At 38.2% G+C, this 13,609-nt stretch carries 14 protein-coding genes; 10 read left to right on the top strand and 4 right to left on the bottom strand.

Annotated elements, in window-relative coordinates:
* Nucleotides 1-84: 84 nt before the first annotated feature.
* Nucleotides 85-1,083, top strand: a complete 999-nt coding sequence (gene pdhA, locus AC6I5C_RS15730) for a pyruvate dehydrogenase (acetyl-transferring) E1 component subunit alpha (protein WP_053977329.1) — start codon at nt 85-87, stop codon at nt 1,081-1,083.
* 7 nt (nt 1,084-1,090) lie between these two features.
* Nucleotides 1,091-2,713: a pyruvate dehydrogenase complex dihydrolipoamide acetyltransferase gene (locus AC6I5C_RS15725; protein ID WP_497905969.1), complete on the top strand. Its 1,623-nt coding sequence runs from the start codon at nt 1,091-1,093 to the stop codon at nt 2,711-2,713.
* An 80-nt stretch (nt 2,714-2,793) separates the two neighbouring features.
* Here AC6I5C_RS15725 and AC6I5C_RS15720 read toward each other — a convergent pair whose 3' ends face one another.
* Nucleotides 2,794-3,270 (bottom strand): cupin domain-containing protein, encoded by a 477-nt coding sequence (locus AC6I5C_RS15720; RefSeq protein WP_497905968.1) that lies wholly within the window; start codon nt 3,268-3,270, stop codon nt 2,794-2,796.
* A gap of 65 nt (nt 3,271-3,335) precedes the next feature.
* Nucleotides 3,336-3,731 carry a DUF4242 domain-containing protein gene (locus AC6I5C_RS15715; protein WP_497905967.1) on the bottom strand — a complete coding sequence of 132 codons (396 nt, stop codon included), beginning with the start codon at nt 3,729-3,731 and terminating at the stop codon, nt 3,336-3,338.
* Between the two features lie 242 nt (nt 3,732-3,973).
* Here AC6I5C_RS15715 and AC6I5C_RS15710 point away from each other — a divergent pair, with 242 nt between their 5' ends.
* From AC6I5C_RS15710 to AC6I5C_RS15685, 6 genes are read left to right on the top strand one after another with little or no spacing between them, the layout of a single operon-like run.
* The gene (locus tag AC6I5C_RS15710) at nt 3,974-4,906 is read left to right on the top strand and encodes a M28 family metallopeptidase (RefSeq protein WP_497905966.1); all 933 of its coding nucleotides are present in this window, start codon (nt 3,974-3,976) and stop codon (nt 4,904-4,906) included.
* 3 nt (nt 4,907-4,909) lie between these two features.
* Complete coding sequence (locus AC6I5C_RS15705) at nt 4,910-5,593, top strand: SDR family NAD(P)-dependent oxidoreductase (RefSeq protein ID WP_497905965.1); 684 nt, start codon at nt 4,910-4,912, stop codon at nt 5,591-5,593.
* Between the two features lie 3 nt (nt 5,594-5,596).
* Nucleotides 5,597-6,238 carry an HAD family hydrolase gene (locus AC6I5C_RS15700; protein ID WP_497905964.1) on the top strand — a complete coding sequence of 214 codons (642 nt, stop codon included), beginning with the start codon at nt 5,597-5,599 and terminating at the stop codon, nt 6,236-6,238.
* Nucleotides 6,239-6,261: 23 nt separating this feature from the next.
* Entirely contained in the window at nt 6,262-6,858 is a 597-nt protein-coding gene (locus tag AC6I5C_RS15695; protein WP_497905963.1) for a SprT-like domain-containing protein, read from the top strand.
* A 49-nt stretch (nt 6,859-6,907) separates the two neighbouring features.
* Nucleotides 6,908-7,987 (top strand): mannose-1-phosphate guanylyltransferase, encoded by a 1,080-nt coding sequence (locus AC6I5C_RS15690; protein ID WP_497905962.1) that lies wholly within the window; start codon nt 6,908-6,910, stop codon nt 7,985-7,987.
* Nucleotides 7,988-7,989: 2 nt separating this feature from the next.
* Nucleotides 7,990-9,477 (top strand): DUF389 domain-containing protein, encoded by a 1,488-nt coding sequence (locus tag AC6I5C_RS15685; protein WP_053977336.1) that lies wholly within the window; start codon nt 7,990-7,992, stop codon nt 9,475-9,477.
* Between the two features lie 9 nt (nt 9,478-9,486).
* On the opposite strand, the gene AC6I5C_RS15680 is transcribed toward AC6I5C_RS15685, so the two are convergent.
* Nucleotides 9,487-10,254: an ABC transporter ATP-binding protein gene (locus tag AC6I5C_RS15680; RefSeq protein WP_497905961.1), complete on the bottom strand. Its 768-nt coding sequence runs from the start codon at nt 10,252-10,254 to the stop codon at nt 9,487-9,489.
* The gene (locus tag AC6I5C_RS15675) at nt 10,254-10,991 is read right to left on the bottom strand and encodes an MlaE family ABC transporter permease (RefSeq protein WP_497905960.1); all 738 of its coding nucleotides are present in this window, start codon (nt 10,989-10,991) and stop codon (nt 10,254-10,256) included. The genes AC6I5C_RS15680 and AC6I5C_RS15675 overlap by 1 nt, the downstream gene beginning before the upstream one ends.
* Nucleotides 10,992-11,112: 121 nt before the next feature.
* On the opposite strand from AC6I5C_RS15675, the gene pafA reads away from it, so the two are divergent.
* Both pafA and AC6I5C_RS15665 read left to right on the top strand, forming a co-directional pair.
* On the top strand, nt 11,113-12,801 hold the full coding sequence (pafA, locus tag AC6I5C_RS15670; protein ID WP_497905959.1) for an alkaline phosphatase PafA: 1,689 nt from the start codon (nt 11,113-11,115) through the stop codon (nt 12,799-12,801).
* Nucleotides 12,794-13,600, top strand: coding sequence for a DNA/RNA non-specific endonuclease (locus tag AC6I5C_RS15665; RefSeq protein ID WP_497905958.1), 807 nt, complete (start codon nt 12,794-12,796; stop codon nt 13,598-13,600). Before pafA ends, AC6I5C_RS15665 begins: the two co-directional genes overlap by 8 nt.
* The last annotated feature ends 9 nt before the right edge of the window (nt 13,601-13,609 follow it).

Raw genomic sequence — 13,609 nt, 5'->3', positions numbered from 1 at the left:
TTTCGGTAAATTTTTATGAAATACGGTTTTTCATTAATAACTAATGTAGTATTTTTGTTATTCCGTTTATTAAATTAACGCCAAATGCAAAAAATAACAAAAGAAGTTTACCTGAAATGGTATGAGGACATGTTGTTCTGGAGAAAGTTTGAAGATAAGCTTGCTGCAGTATATATTCAACAAAAAGTAAGAGGATTTCTTCACTTATACAATGGTCAAGAAGCAATTTTGGCAGGAGCTTTACACGCTATGGACCTGTCTAAGGATAAAATGATCACTGCTTATCGTAACCACGTACAGCCTATCGGGATGGGAGAAGATCCTAGACGGGTCATGGCTGAGTTGTATGGTAAAGCTACAGGGACCTCGAAAGGTCTTGGAGGTTCTATGCATATTTTCTCTAAAGAGTTCGGTTTTTATGGAGGTCACGGTATTGTAGGAGGTCAAATTCCATTAGGAGCTGGTATGGCTTTTGGTGACAAGTACAAAGGAAGCGATGCGGTAACCATTTGCTGTTTTGGTGATGGTGCGGCACGTCAAGGTTCTTTGCACGAAACATTCAACTTGGCAATGCTATGGAAATTACCGGTAGTATTTGTATGTGAAAACAATGGATATGCTATGGGAACTTCGGTTGAGCGTACTGCAAACCATACAGACGTTTGGAAGTTAGGATTAGGGTACGAAATGCCTTCTGGTCCAGTAGACGGAATGAACCCGGTTAAAGTTGCCGAAGCTTTCGATGAGGCTATCCAAAGAGCACGTCGAGGTGAAGGACCAACTTTCTTGGAGTTGAAAACCTACCGTTATAGAGGACACTCTATGAGTGATGCTCAGCATTATAGAACTAAGGAAGAAGTAGAAGAGTACAAGAAAATAGACCCTATTACTCAGGTTAAGGATATCATCTTGGAAAACAAATATGCTTCAGAAGCTGATATCAAGAAAATTGACAAACGCGTTAAAGATTTGGTTACCGAGTGTGAGAAGTTTGCAGAAGAATCTCCATTCCCAGAACTTAACGTAATGTATGATGCGGTTTATGAGCAAGAAGATTATCCATTTATACAAACTAAACTATAAGTAAGTTATGGCAGAAGTAATAAACATGCCGCGTTTGAGCGATACAATGGAAGAAGGAACTGTAGCTTCCTGGTTGAAAAATGTAGGTGATAAAGTTTCAGAAGGAGATATCCTTGCGGAAATTGAAACCGACAAAGCAACTATGGAGTTCGAGTCTTTCCACGAAGGAACTTTACTATATATTGGAGTTAAAGAAGGAGAAACTACAAAAGTAGATGAGCTTTTGGCTATTATAGGAGAAGAAGGCGAAGATATTTCTGGATTGATTAGTGGAGGAGGAAGTGCAGCTGCTGCACCTGCAGAAAAGGCAGAAACTCCTGCACCGGCCAAAACTGAAGCTCCAAGTGCAAGTGCTGCTATTCCTGAAGGTGTAACTGTGGTAACTATGCCACGTTTGAGTGACACTATGGAAGAAGGAACTGTAGCTTCTTGGTTGAAAAAAGTTGGAGATGTTGTTGAAGAAGGCGATATCTTGGCGGAAATTGAAACCGACAAGGCTACCATGGAATTTGAATCATTCCAATCTGGAACTTTGTTGTATGTTGGTTTGCAAGAGGGAGAATCTGCAAAGGTAGATTCTTTATTGGCGATTATTGGCCCTGCAGGAACCGATGTGTCTGGATTAGCAGCTAATTTCTCCGCAGGAGGAACTACTGCGGCTCCTCAAGCTGAAGCAGCAAAAGCAGAAGCGCCAGTTGTTGCTGCTGAAGTTGCAAAAGAGGCCCCTCAAGCCGTTGCCACCACAACTTCGAATGGAAGATTGTTTGTATCTCCATTAGCTAAAAAAATGGCAGAAGAAAAAGGTGTTGATTTATCTCAAGTGAAAGGTTCTGGGGAAAGTGGACGTATCATTAAACGCGATATTGAAAACTTTACACCTGCCGCTGCCGTTCAAAAATCAGCAGCAGCACCAACGGCTGCAGCGCCTGTTGTTACAGTACAAGGACAAGAACAATTTGATGAGAAACCAAATTCTCAAATGCGTAAGGTGATTGCTAAGCGTTTGGCGGAATCTAAGTTTTCGGCGCCACATTACTATTTGAATGTGGAGTTTGATATGGAAAATGCCATTGCCTTCCGTAAGCAAGTTAACGACCTTCCAGATACCAAAATTTCGTTCAACGATATGGTTGTGAAAGCTTGTGCTATGGCACTTAAGCAACATCCTCAAGTAAACTCTCAATGGTTTGCTGACAAAATGCGATTGAACCACCATGTACATATTGGTGTGGCTGTTGCTGTGGAAGATGGTTTAGTTGTGCCAGTATTGAAGTTTGCAAACGAATTGAGTTTGTCTCAAATAGGAACTGCAGTTAAAGACTATGCAGGAAGAGCTAGAAACAAAAAATTGACACCTCAAGAAATGGAGGGTAGTACGTTTACAGTTTCTAACTTAGGTATGTTTGGAATTGAAAGTTTTACTTCAATTATCAACCAACCAAACTCTGCAATTCTTTCTGTAGGTGCCATTGTTGAAAAACCAGTGGTTAAAAATGGACAAATTGTTGTTGGGCATACCATGAAGTTATGTTTAGCTTGTGACCATAGAACCGTTGATGGTGCAACAGGAGCACAGTTCTTACAAACTTTAAAGACTTATATTGAAAACCCTGTGGCAATGTTTATCTAAAACAGTTGCCTGTTAAATGCTAAAAAAGCCATTACAACTGTAATGGCTTTTTAATTTTAGATTCTTTCGACCTATCAAAGTTACTTTTCTATTGGAACGGCATTAAAAGGAGAAACCATTGCGATAAAAAGGACACATGGGCCCTTGTTAAGGCATTTGGCCTTATGCGGTTTTCCTGCAGGTCCATAGGCATAGGTTCCAGATTTTAAGAGCGTTGTTGGCTCGTTTTCATAAGTGACTTCCATTTCCCCTGAAATCAATATCATTCGCTCGGGCGAATTATGGGTATGTGTAATGACTTCGGTGTTGGGTTCAACTTTAAAAAAGAAATCCAAATTAGGCTCAGTAATATCTCCATGTAAAATGGTGAATGAACAACCCGGGAAAAAATCTGGCGCGGGGTTCCATTTAAGGTCATTGTCATTGATGGTCTTGGCAATAGACATTTCATTGCTCATTCCTTCTCCCTTTTGGGAATAACTTTGTGTTCCGTACAATAAAAGAAGCGTACCAATAAATAAGATCTTCCAGTTGTACTTGTTAGTATTGATGTACATAATATTGAGTAATTGATTACAATTTTAATTGTAGGAACGAAGTTCGGGAGATAGTGCAGGCGCCATTACTGTTTGACAGTGGCGGTAGAAGGGTCGATAATCACCTTGACAGGTGCAACAGAATTGGCTGGAAATCCTCCTTTTTGGGCATGTTCCCTAACAAGTTCTTCACTTTTGGCCATGTATACACAATATACTTTGTCTCCTGTTACATAGCTATGAAGCCATTTAATGTCAGACCCCATACTGTCAAGCACACCACAGGAAGTTTTGGAGATGGCCTGTAATTCTTCGGTTGTTAAATTTCCAGCACCAGGAATGTCCCTTTCTATAACGTACATGTTTAGCCCTTTGTCATTGGCCAATTCATTGTTCAATAGTTCCACAGATTTCTCTTGTCCTAAGACATTAAAGGAAGCTGTGGTGATCATTAAAATTAATAAAGATTTTAAAGTTTTCATAATAATAAAGATTAAAGGTTAATAAATGAGTTGGTTATAAGTGGTTGGCACTTATAGGTATACTAAAATTATTTAGAAAGATTCCAATCTATTTGTAATTTTAATTCAAAGACTATGACGTATAGTTCATTTGTTTTTAAAAAGGGGATGGCATAAGTAGCATTTTGTATAAACTTTATGATTTTAGGATGTTTTATGGGGACAAGAGATTTGTTATTTTTACATCTTTAATGAAATTCTCTATGAAAAAAATCTATATCGTACTACTTGTTGTCCTACTATTCAATTTCAAAAATTTTGATAGAACATCTGCTACAACAGAGGAAGAGGTAAAGGAAATGGTTTCTTTTTTGGCTTCGGATGACTTAAAGGGCAGAAATACTGGAACTCTCGAAATCACGGAGGCGGCTAAATACATTGAAGATAAATTTAAAAGTTATGGCATCAAACCTTATTTTGAGGGGTATCAAGATGAATTTCCAATAGACAGTTTAAAAGGTTTTAATGTTGTTGGGGTTTTGGAAGGAAATGATCCAAAATTGAAAGATGAATATGTCATTTTGGGAGCACATTATGATCATATAGGTTACGGTAAAAAGGTTGATCAGGACTCTATTGCCAATGGGGCCAACGATAACGCTTCGGGATCGGCCGCTGTTTTGGCAATGGCCAAGCATTTTGCAAAGGAAAAAACAAACAAACGTAGTATTATGTTTGTATTGTTTTCTGCTGAAGAGATGGGACTTTTAGGATCTGGCCATCTAGCGAAAAGATTAAAGGAGGAAAATTTCAACCTTTACACTATGCTTAATTTTGAAATGATTGGAGTGCCTTTCACAGGTAGGGATTATGATGTGTTTGTAACAGGTTATGATTTGTCCAATGTCGCCGAAAAATTAAATAACTACAATGGAAGCAAGTTTGTTGGGTTTTCTGAAATTGCTAAAAAGTACGGTTTATTTAGGGCTTCAGATAATTATCCTTTCTACCAAGAATTTAAATTGCCATGTCACACCTTGTCAAGTTGCGATTTAACCAACTATAATTTTTATCACAAAGTAGGAGATGAGGCCCAGCTGATGGATTATAAATATATGGCTAGCATTATCAATAAAATGACGCCGGTTATTGAAACCGTATGTAATACGCCTAGTCAGGAAATAAAAATGAATTAAGAAATGACAAAGAATATTATCATCACCGGAACCAGTAGAGGTATTGGGTTTGAAATGGTGCAGATTTTGGCTAATCAAGGACATAACGTTTTGGCACTTTCAAGAAATCAAACTCCCATCTCCAACCTTAATTTGGAAAATGTGTCTGCTATGCCGTTCGATCTAGGCGATATGGAGGCCTATGAAAAGGTGAAAGATTTTATTGAGAAAGAGTGGGGACAGGTAGATATTCTTGTCAATAATGCTGGGACTCTATTGAATAAACCTTTTAGTGAAACATCCTTTTCAGATTTTGAACAGGTATACAGAACGAATGTTTTTGGTGTTTCCGAAATGACAAGAACGGTATTGCCTTTTATGAAAAAAGACAGTCATGTGGTGACCATTAGTTCTATGGGAGGTGTTCAGGGCAGTATGAAATTTGCTGGTTTGGCAGCCTATAGTTCCAGTAAGGGAGCGGTCATTACCCTAACCGAATTGCTGGCAGAGGAATATAAAGAAACCGGTCCTTCTTTCAATGTATTGGCCTTGGGAGCGGTGCAAACAGAAATGTTGGAAGAAGCTTTTCCTGGCTATGAAGCACCCACCACGGCTCAGGAAATGGCAAATTATATAGCGGAATTCGCCTTAAATGGACATAAATATTACAATGGCAAATTATTGCAGGTATCCAATTCAACTCCATAACAAATGAAAAAGTACAAATGTGTCATTTTTGATTGTGATGGGGTCTTGGTGGATAGTGAACCCTTGAGCAATCAGGTGCTGGCAGACATGACCAATGAGTTGGGTGGGAATATTGATTTGGAGTATGCCTTGACCCATTTTAAGGGCAGGTCTATGCAAATGTGTTATGATAAAATTGCGAAATTGGTGCCGCAACCACTTCCCGATAATTTTAAGGACATATATCGGGAGCGCAGTTTTGAGTTGTTCAAAAGTTCACTGAAACCTATAGAAGGTGTTTCGCAATTGTTAGCGAAATTGAATGTGCCCTTCGGCGTAGCCTCAAGTGGCACTGAGGAGAAAATAAAACATAATTTGGCATTAACAGGATTGTCCCCATATTTTGAAAAAAACATTTTTAGTTGCTACGAAATCCAAAAATGGAAACCAGATCCAGGAGTGTTTTTATGGGCAGCCAAAACCATGGGATATCATCCTGATGAATGTGTTGTCGTAGAGGATTCATTTTTAGGAGCGACTGCAGGCAAAGCAGGAGGTTTTGATGTGTTTGGGTTTGTGGCGCACGACTATAATAACGAATTACCTGCCGTTGCCACCCATACGTTTGAACATATGGATGAATTGGGAGATTGGTTAGTTAATTAAGAGAATTCCTGTATTTTTGAAAGATGCAAAAGACCCTTCAAAATTTTATTCCAGAAGCTGCCGTTGCTTATGTTGTTGAGCTTTTAAACCACGATCATTTATCGGTTAAAATAAAATCGGAGCGTAAAACCAGACATGGTGATTATAGAAGTTTACCCAATGGGAAACACCAAATTACAGTAAATTCAAACTTAAATCCTTACAGGTTTTTAATCACATTGGTGCATGAAATTGCTCATTTTGAAGCTTACAGAAATTATGGGAGAGCTATCAAACCACATGGGAAGGAGTGGAAATATACCTTTCAGCATTTAATGTTGCCATTATTGCATCCTGCAATATTTCCAAATGAATTGTTGCCGCTTTTGGCGAAACATTTTAAAAATCCTAAGGCCAGTAGCGATACCGATGTTAACTTAGCGTTAGCTTTAAAGCAATTTGATGAAGCCAACAATAAAACTTATATTTTTGAAGTTCCTTTTGGAAGTCAGTTTAAACTTTACAACGGAAGGGTTTTCAAAATGGGAAAAAGACGTACGAAGCGTTATGAATGTTTGGAGTTGAGTACGGGAAAACTGTATTTGTTCAACCCAAATGCCGAAGTGGAAGTATTGGCTTAAGATATGATCAATTAACAAAAAGAATTAATAGAAGAGACAAAAAACATTTATGAATAAAAATTATTATGCTATTTTAATGGCAGGAGGCGTAGGATCCAGATTTTGGCCAGTAAGCACAGAAAGTTATCCAAAGCAGTTTCACGATATGTTGGGAACAGGGGAAACCTTGATTCAAAAAACATTTGAACGTTTGGCAAGACTGATTCCTAAGGACCATATTTTTATTCTTACCAATGAGCGTTACAACGATTTGGTTTTGGAGCAATTGCCGGAGGTATCCCAAAACCAAGTGGTGCTTGAGCCCGAAATGCGAAATACAGCACCTTGTATTTTGTATGCCTCTTTAAAAATTCAAAAGGAAAACCCAGATGCGGTTATGATTGTCGCTCCAAGTGATCATTGGATTGAAGATGAACAGGCGTTTATAGATAATGTTCAGCAGACTTTTGATTACTGTGCCCAATATGATGCATTAATGACCTTGGGAATTCAACCAACGTTTCCTAACACAGGGTATGGTTATATTGAATTTGATAAAGATTCTGAAACTCCTATAAAACATGTAAGTCAGTTTCGGGAAAAACCAGATTATGAAACCGCAAAACAATTTTTGGCTCAAGGTAACTTTTTATGGAATGCCGGGATTTTTATTTGGAGTGTAAAAAGCGTTGTAAAGGCATTTCAGAATAACCAAGAAGATTTGTTTGCTCTATTTCAAACAGGAATGGAGGCTTATAACACTGATCTGGAAAAAGACTTTATTGCAGAAAACTACAAAAAGTCAGAGAATATTTCAGTGGATTACGCCATTATGGAAAAGAGCGAAAATGTCTATGTATTGCCAGCAACTTTCGATTGGAATGATTTAGGGACTTGGGGAAGTCTATATGATAAATTGGAGAAGGATAGTAATGCCAATGCCATAGTCAATGCACAAACCCTATTGGAAGATGCTTCAGGTAATATGATTAGAAGCAAAAAGGATAAAATTGTCGTAGTAGAAGGCCTAAATGATTATATTATTGTTGATAAAGACGAAGTTTTACTTATCTTTCCTAAGTCAAAAGAACAAGATATAAAGCAAGTCCTCCAAACGGTGAAGGCCAAGTTTGGGGAAAATTACGGGTAAGTATGACCGAAAATAAATTCAATTTTTCTGAAGAAGAGGAGCAGAAAAAGCAGGCTTTGGAAGATCAAAAAAAGGACCAAGCAGTCGAAGAATCAAAACAAGCCTTAAAGGAAGACGCCAAGGGTCTTTTAAAAAGTAGCAAAACTTTTTTAAGTGAATTATTGGATTTTAGGGAAGACACCGATCGTGACGCTACCATTGAATCCATAAAGAATGATATCCCCTTCCAAGGCGCCACGGCTTGGATTTTAATCTGTTCAATATTCGTCGCCTCCATAGGATTGAATGCCGACTCGACAGCTGTGGTTATTGGAGCGATGTTAATTTCGCCTCTTATGGGACCTATTCTGGGGGTCGGGTTATCTATTGGAATCAATGATATTGATACTCTGAGAAAATCATTGATCAATTTGGCGACCATGATTGTTTTGAGTTTGCTAACGGCCTTTATGTTTTTTTACATATTTCCTTTAAGCGAAGATAATTCGGAACTTTTAGGGCGTGTGAAGCCTGATATTAGAGACGTGCTTATTGCATTTTTTGGTGGTTTGGCATTAATAATTGCCAAAACCAAAAAAGGAACCATTGCTTCCGTAATTTTTGGAGTGGCAATTGCTACGGCCTTAATGCCGCCACTTTGTACGGCGGGTTATGGTTTGGCAAAAGGGAACATCACCTATTTCCTTGGAGCGATGTATCTGTTTACAATCAACACTATTTTTATTGCTTTGGCAACATTTTTAGTAGTGAAAGTGTTACGTTTTCCTATGCTGAAATACGCCAATTCCCAAAAGAGAAAATTGATTGCAAGAGCAGCTTCCATTTTGGCAATTATTGTAATGGTACCGGCTATTTGGACCTTTATTTTGGTGTTGAATGAAAGTAACTGGGAACGTGATGTGAATAATTTTTTGAAGAAAGAAATTGTGTCGCCTTTGCCGCATCCAGACTACATGCGGAAAAATGCGAGCCCAGAATATAATGGAGGAAAAAACTCGATTATTGAATTGAACTCATTTGGTTTGGATGATATTCCTGAAGAGAATATAGCGGTATTAGAAGATAGAATGAGTACATACAAACATCTAAAAAATACGACTCTCTTCGTAAATCAAAATAAGTCCAAAAACCTAGACAATTTGAAGTATATGGAGCAAATCCGTTATCGCGATTCCATTGATTTAATGTCGCAGGGAGAACGTATTGTATTTTTGGAAGGGGAGTTGAAAAAACTCAATAAACTTGAGAAGAATTTGATTCCTTTTGAAGAGTTGACCAAAGAGGTTAAAATCAACTATGAGGATGTGGATAGAATTTCCTATTCCAACGTTATTACCTCTAATTTTAAGAAGATTGATACCTTATCCGTGTTCACGGTAGATTGGAACGATAAGTTGAAGGAGAAAGATATTCCTGAGCGTCAAAAACGTTTGGAAGAATGGTTGAAAGTGAAATACAATTTAGATAGTTTGGTCGTAAAACAGGAGTAGCGAAAGCTACTAACTGTTTTCGTCCTGATACATTTTACGTACCTTTTTAAACAGTTCGGAAGAGTACACAAAATCGGTTACCGCTTCATTGTCCGTTTTGAAGATGGTTTTGTTGGAGCCTACCCATTCTTTGTAACCATTTTTCAGGAACACAATTTTTTCGCCAATTTCCATTACTGAATTCATGTCATGCGAATTAATTACGGTTGTGATTTGATATTCCTCGGTAATTTCTCTAATCAAGTTGTCAATAACGATAGATGTTTTGGGATCTAGCCCAGAGTTAGGTTCATCACAAAACAAATACTTCGGGCGGTTAACAATTGCCCTTGCAATCGCCACCCGTTTTTGCATCCCTCCAGAAGCCTCACTTGGCATTTTGTGATGGGCGCCATCCAAATTCACACGCTTCAAAACAAAGTCGGCACGATCTTCCATTTCGCTTTTACTTTGTTTGGTAAACATGCGTAAAGGGAACATGACATTTTCTAAAATGGTCATGGAATCGAACAGGGCACTTCCTTGAAAAACCATCCCAATTTCGGCGCGTAAATCGCGTTTTTCGTCCTCAGTCAAATTGTTGTAGACTCTTCCTTCGTAGATAATACTTCCTTTTTCATAAGGAAATAAGCCTAAGAGGCATTTTAAGAATACAGTTTTTCCCGAGCCACTTTGGCCAATGATCAAGTTGGTTTTCCCTTTTTCAAAAGTAGTACTGATACCCTTTAAAATATGGGTGTCTCCAAACGACTTATGTAAGTTCTTTACTTCAATCATTAGCTCAATAACATTTGTGTGAGTAAATAGTTCAATAGGATGATTACCACACTGGTCCAAACAAACGAGGTGGTACTGGCTTTCCCTACTTCCAAAGCGCCACCTTTCATGTAGTAACCGTAGAAGGATGGTATGGTTGCCAACGCAAACGCAAATACAAATGTTTTAATGAAGGCGTAGGTAAGGTGGAAGGGCGTAAAGTCTTGCTGTACTCCCATAATGTAATCGTCTACCGAAACAAATCCTCCAAAATAGCAGGCTGCCATTCCTCCTAAAATGCCTAAAAACATGGCGATGGAAATTGCGAATGGGTATAATAATAGCGCAACCACTTTCGGGAAAATTAAATAGTTAAGGGAGTTAACGCCCATCACTTCCAAGGCATCAATTTGCTCTGTAACACGCATGGTCCCGATACTGGAAGTAATAAATGAACCTACTTTTCCAGCCATAATAATGGAAATAAAGGTAGGGGCAAATTCCAAAATCACCGATTGCCTGGTGGCAAATCCAACCAGGTATTTTGGGATCAATGGGTTGTCGATATTTAAGGCTGTTTGAATGGTTACTACTCCTCCAACGAAAAAGGAAATGAACGCGACAATTCCCAAGGAACCAATAATTAAATCGTCAATATCCTTTAAAATCAACTGTTTCATCACAGACCATTTGGTTGGTTTGCGAAACATGTCTGCAATCATCAAAAAATATTTACCAATATTATTAAGGGCCGTCATACGAAATTTTGTTAGCGCTAAAGTAAAAAAAAGTTAGGGGTATTTAACCTTAAAATCCAATTATGATACCTAAAAAACAGTATTTTTGAGTTGCTTTGAATATTATCCTTGAGATCATTCTATGAAAAACCTTGTATGTCTGTTGGTTATATGTGCTTTTTGTGCATTTGTAAGGGCTCAAAATAATACCGAAAATTCAATTTTTTCAACTCAAAATTCACAGATTTCAAAGCCTAAATTGGTAGTTGGGATTATAGTGGATCAAATGCGATATGATTATCTAACCCGTTATTATAATAAGTATGGTGAGGGTGGTTTTAAGCGGTTAATAAATGAAGGCTTTAATTGTAAGAACAACCATTTCAATTACATTCCAACCAAGACGGGACCGGGGCATGCTTCTGTTTTCACAGGAACAACTCCCAAATACCATGGAATTATTGGTAATGATTGGTATGATATGAACACCAGAGAAGAAGTAAATTGTGTTCAGGATGATAAGGTACAGCCTTTAGGGACCAAAAGTGATGACGGGAAAAAATCGCCTAGAAGAATGTTGGTAACCACTTTTGCCGACGAGAATAGGTTGTTCACACAAATGCGAGGAAAAACCATTGGAATTTCAGTAAAACATAGAGGCGCCATTTTACCGGCGGGCCATACCGCCAATGCTGCCTATTGGTTCGATTACGACCATAACGGTACGGGAAATTGGATATCGAGTACCTTTTATATGGAAGAATTACCAGAATGGGTAAAAGAATTTAATAAGTCGGGCATTGCCAAGTCTTATTTTAAAATTTGGGATACCTTATACGATATAGAGACCTATACCGAAAGCGGAAGCGATGAAAATAATTTTGAAAGAATATTTGACGGCAAGAAGATTTCAACCTTTCCGTATGATTTAAAAGCTTTGAAATCTAAAAATGGTGGCTATGAAATTATTGCCGATTCTCCTTATGGAAATAGTATAACAACAGATTTCACTTTAAAAGCTATTGATGCTGAAGCGTTGGGAAAAGACGATATCACCGATGTATTGACGGTGAGTTATTCAAGTACCGATAAGGTTGGCCATGATTTTGGAGTAAACTCCAAAGAAATTCAAGATACCTATTTGCGCTTGGATTTGGAATTGGAGCGTTTGCTGAATGCTTTAGACCAGAAGGTAGGGAAGGATGAATATGTGGTGTTTTTAACTTCCGATCACGCTGCCCCAAATGTTCCTGCGTTTTTGAAATCTAATAAAATTCCCGCAGGATTATTTGATGTCAGTGGTATGTTTGATGAGATGAATCGATTATTGAAAGACAAGTACAACGTTTCTAATTTAATATTAAGTAGACTTAACAATCAATTGGTTTTGGACCATGAAAAAATACAGGATAACAACTTGAATTTACAGGAAGTGAAAACTTTTGTAGCGAATAAATTGTTGACTTATGAACTAATCGATAAGGTCTACATCACTTCTGCTATCAACCAATTTGAAGGTCCTGAAGGGTATTTGGAAACCTTCTTGGCCAATGGTCATCACCAGAAGCGTTCTGGCGATATTCTGTTTGTATACACGCCGGGGGTTTTCAAGGACTCCAAATGGAACAAAACAGGAACAGATCACGGCACAGGTTTTAATTATGATACCCACATCCCTTTGTTATTTTTTGGAAAGGGAATTAAACATGGAGAAACACTTCAGCGAACTTGGATTACAGACATTGCGCCAACTATTTCAGCTTTGTTAGGTATTAGCCTGCCCAATGCGGCTATAGGGAATCCTTTAGAATTTGTATTGTTACATGACTAAACGTTTGGGGTTTGCTATTTTGGCACTGGGACTTGGGGTAGGTGTCTTGTGGTGCAATGAACATTTGGAAAAGTTGGCTTTGGAAGAAGCGTTTGTTGAAGCAAGTATACCAAAATTAGAAACTAAACTCCGCTTACTGCCTAAGAGTACAACTGGACAAGTGGTACATCATGACAGTTACTCGCTATCTTATAACGAAGAGCATGAACAAGCAGAATGGGTGGCCTATGAACTTAGAAAAGACCACCTTTCAGATTTGGATTTTAAACGGCCATATTTTGAAATAGATTCAACGGTAAAGACGGGTGCTGCACATTGGCGTAACTATAAAAATTCGGGTTACGATCGCGGACATTTATGTCCTGCAGGGGATAGGAGGTATAGTTTGGAAGCCTATAATGAAACTTTTTTAACCAGTAATATTAGTCCTCAGGATCATTATTTCAATGCAGGGGTTTGGAATAGGCTAGAGCAACAAACCAGGCGATGGGCAAAGGAGTATAATAGCGTTTTTGTGGTGACAGGTGGAGTCCTTACGGAGGATTTGGAAGTCATAGGCCAAGAGCAGGTTTCGGTGCCAAAGTACTTTTATAAAGTGATTTTTGATGATTCCAATTCTGAAGTTAAAATAATAGCATTTTTAATTCCTGCTAAAGAGAGTAGTGAGCACTTGAATAACTTTGTGGTCTCTGTAGATTCCTTGGAACAAATAACGGGTATTGATTTCTTTCCTGAATTGGAAGATAATTTGGAGAATACTTTAGAAGCTTCTGAAGAGTATAGTGATTGGGAGTTTTAGACGGACGGG

The organism is Mangrovimonas sp. sgz306409 (assembly GCF_059735265.1).
Note: the sequence above shows the minus strand (reverse complement) of the source record. Positions and strands in the feature narration are given on the sequence as shown.

Bases quoted from the DNA above. Each gene is read 5' to 3' on its own strand.
- AC6I5C_RS15685 (WP_053977336.1), top strand. From the start codon at position 7,990: ATGACCGAAAATAAATTCAATTTTTCTGAAGAAGAGGAGCAGAAAAAG.
- pdhA (WP_053977329.1), top strand. From the start codon at position 85: ATGCAAAAAATAACAAAAGAAGTTTACCTGAAATGGTATGAGGACATG.
- AC6I5C_RS15725 (WP_497905969.1), top strand. From the start codon at position 1,091: ATGGCAGAAGTAATAAACATGCCGCGTTTGAGCGATACAATGGAAGAA.
- AC6I5C_RS15675 (WP_497905960.1), bottom strand. From the start codon at position 10,991: ATGACGGCCCTTAATAATATTGGTAAATATTTTTTGATGATTGCAGAC.
- AC6I5C_RS15705 (WP_497905965.1), top strand. From the start codon at position 4,910: ATGACAAAGAATATTATCATCACCGGAACCAGTAGAGGTATTGGGTTT.
- AC6I5C_RS15680 (WP_497905961.1), bottom strand. From the start codon at position 10,254: ATGATTGAAGTAAAGAACTTACATAAGTCGTTTGGAGACACCCATATT.
- AC6I5C_RS15700 (WP_497905964.1), top strand. From the start codon at position 5,597: ATGAAAAAGTACAAATGTGTCATTTTTGATTGTGATGGGGTCTTGGTG.
- AC6I5C_RS15690 (WP_497905962.1), top strand. From the start codon at position 6,908: ATGAATAAAAATTATTATGCTATTTTAATGGCAGGAGGCGTAGGATCC.
- AC6I5C_RS15665 (WP_497905958.1), top strand. From the start codon at position 12,794: ATGACTAAACGTTTGGGGTTTGCTATTTTGGCACTGGGACTTGGGGTA.
- AC6I5C_RS15720 (WP_497905968.1), bottom strand. From the start codon at position 3,270: ATGTACATCAATACTAACAAGTACAACTGGAAGATCTTATTTATTGGT.
- AC6I5C_RS15715 (WP_497905967.1), bottom strand. From the start codon at position 3,731: ATGAAAACTTTAAAATCTTTATTAATTTTAATGATCACCACAGCTTCC.
- AC6I5C_RS15710 (WP_497905966.1), top strand. From the start codon at position 3,974: ATGAAAAAAATCTATATCGTACTACTTGTTGTCCTACTATTCAATTTC.
- AC6I5C_RS15695 (WP_497905963.1), top strand. From the start codon at position 6,262: ATGCAAAAGACCCTTCAAAATTTTATTCCAGAAGCTGCCGTTGCTTAT.
- pafA (WP_497905959.1), top strand. From the start codon at position 11,113: ATGAAAAACCTTGTATGTCTGTTGGTTATATGTGCTTTTTGTGCATTT.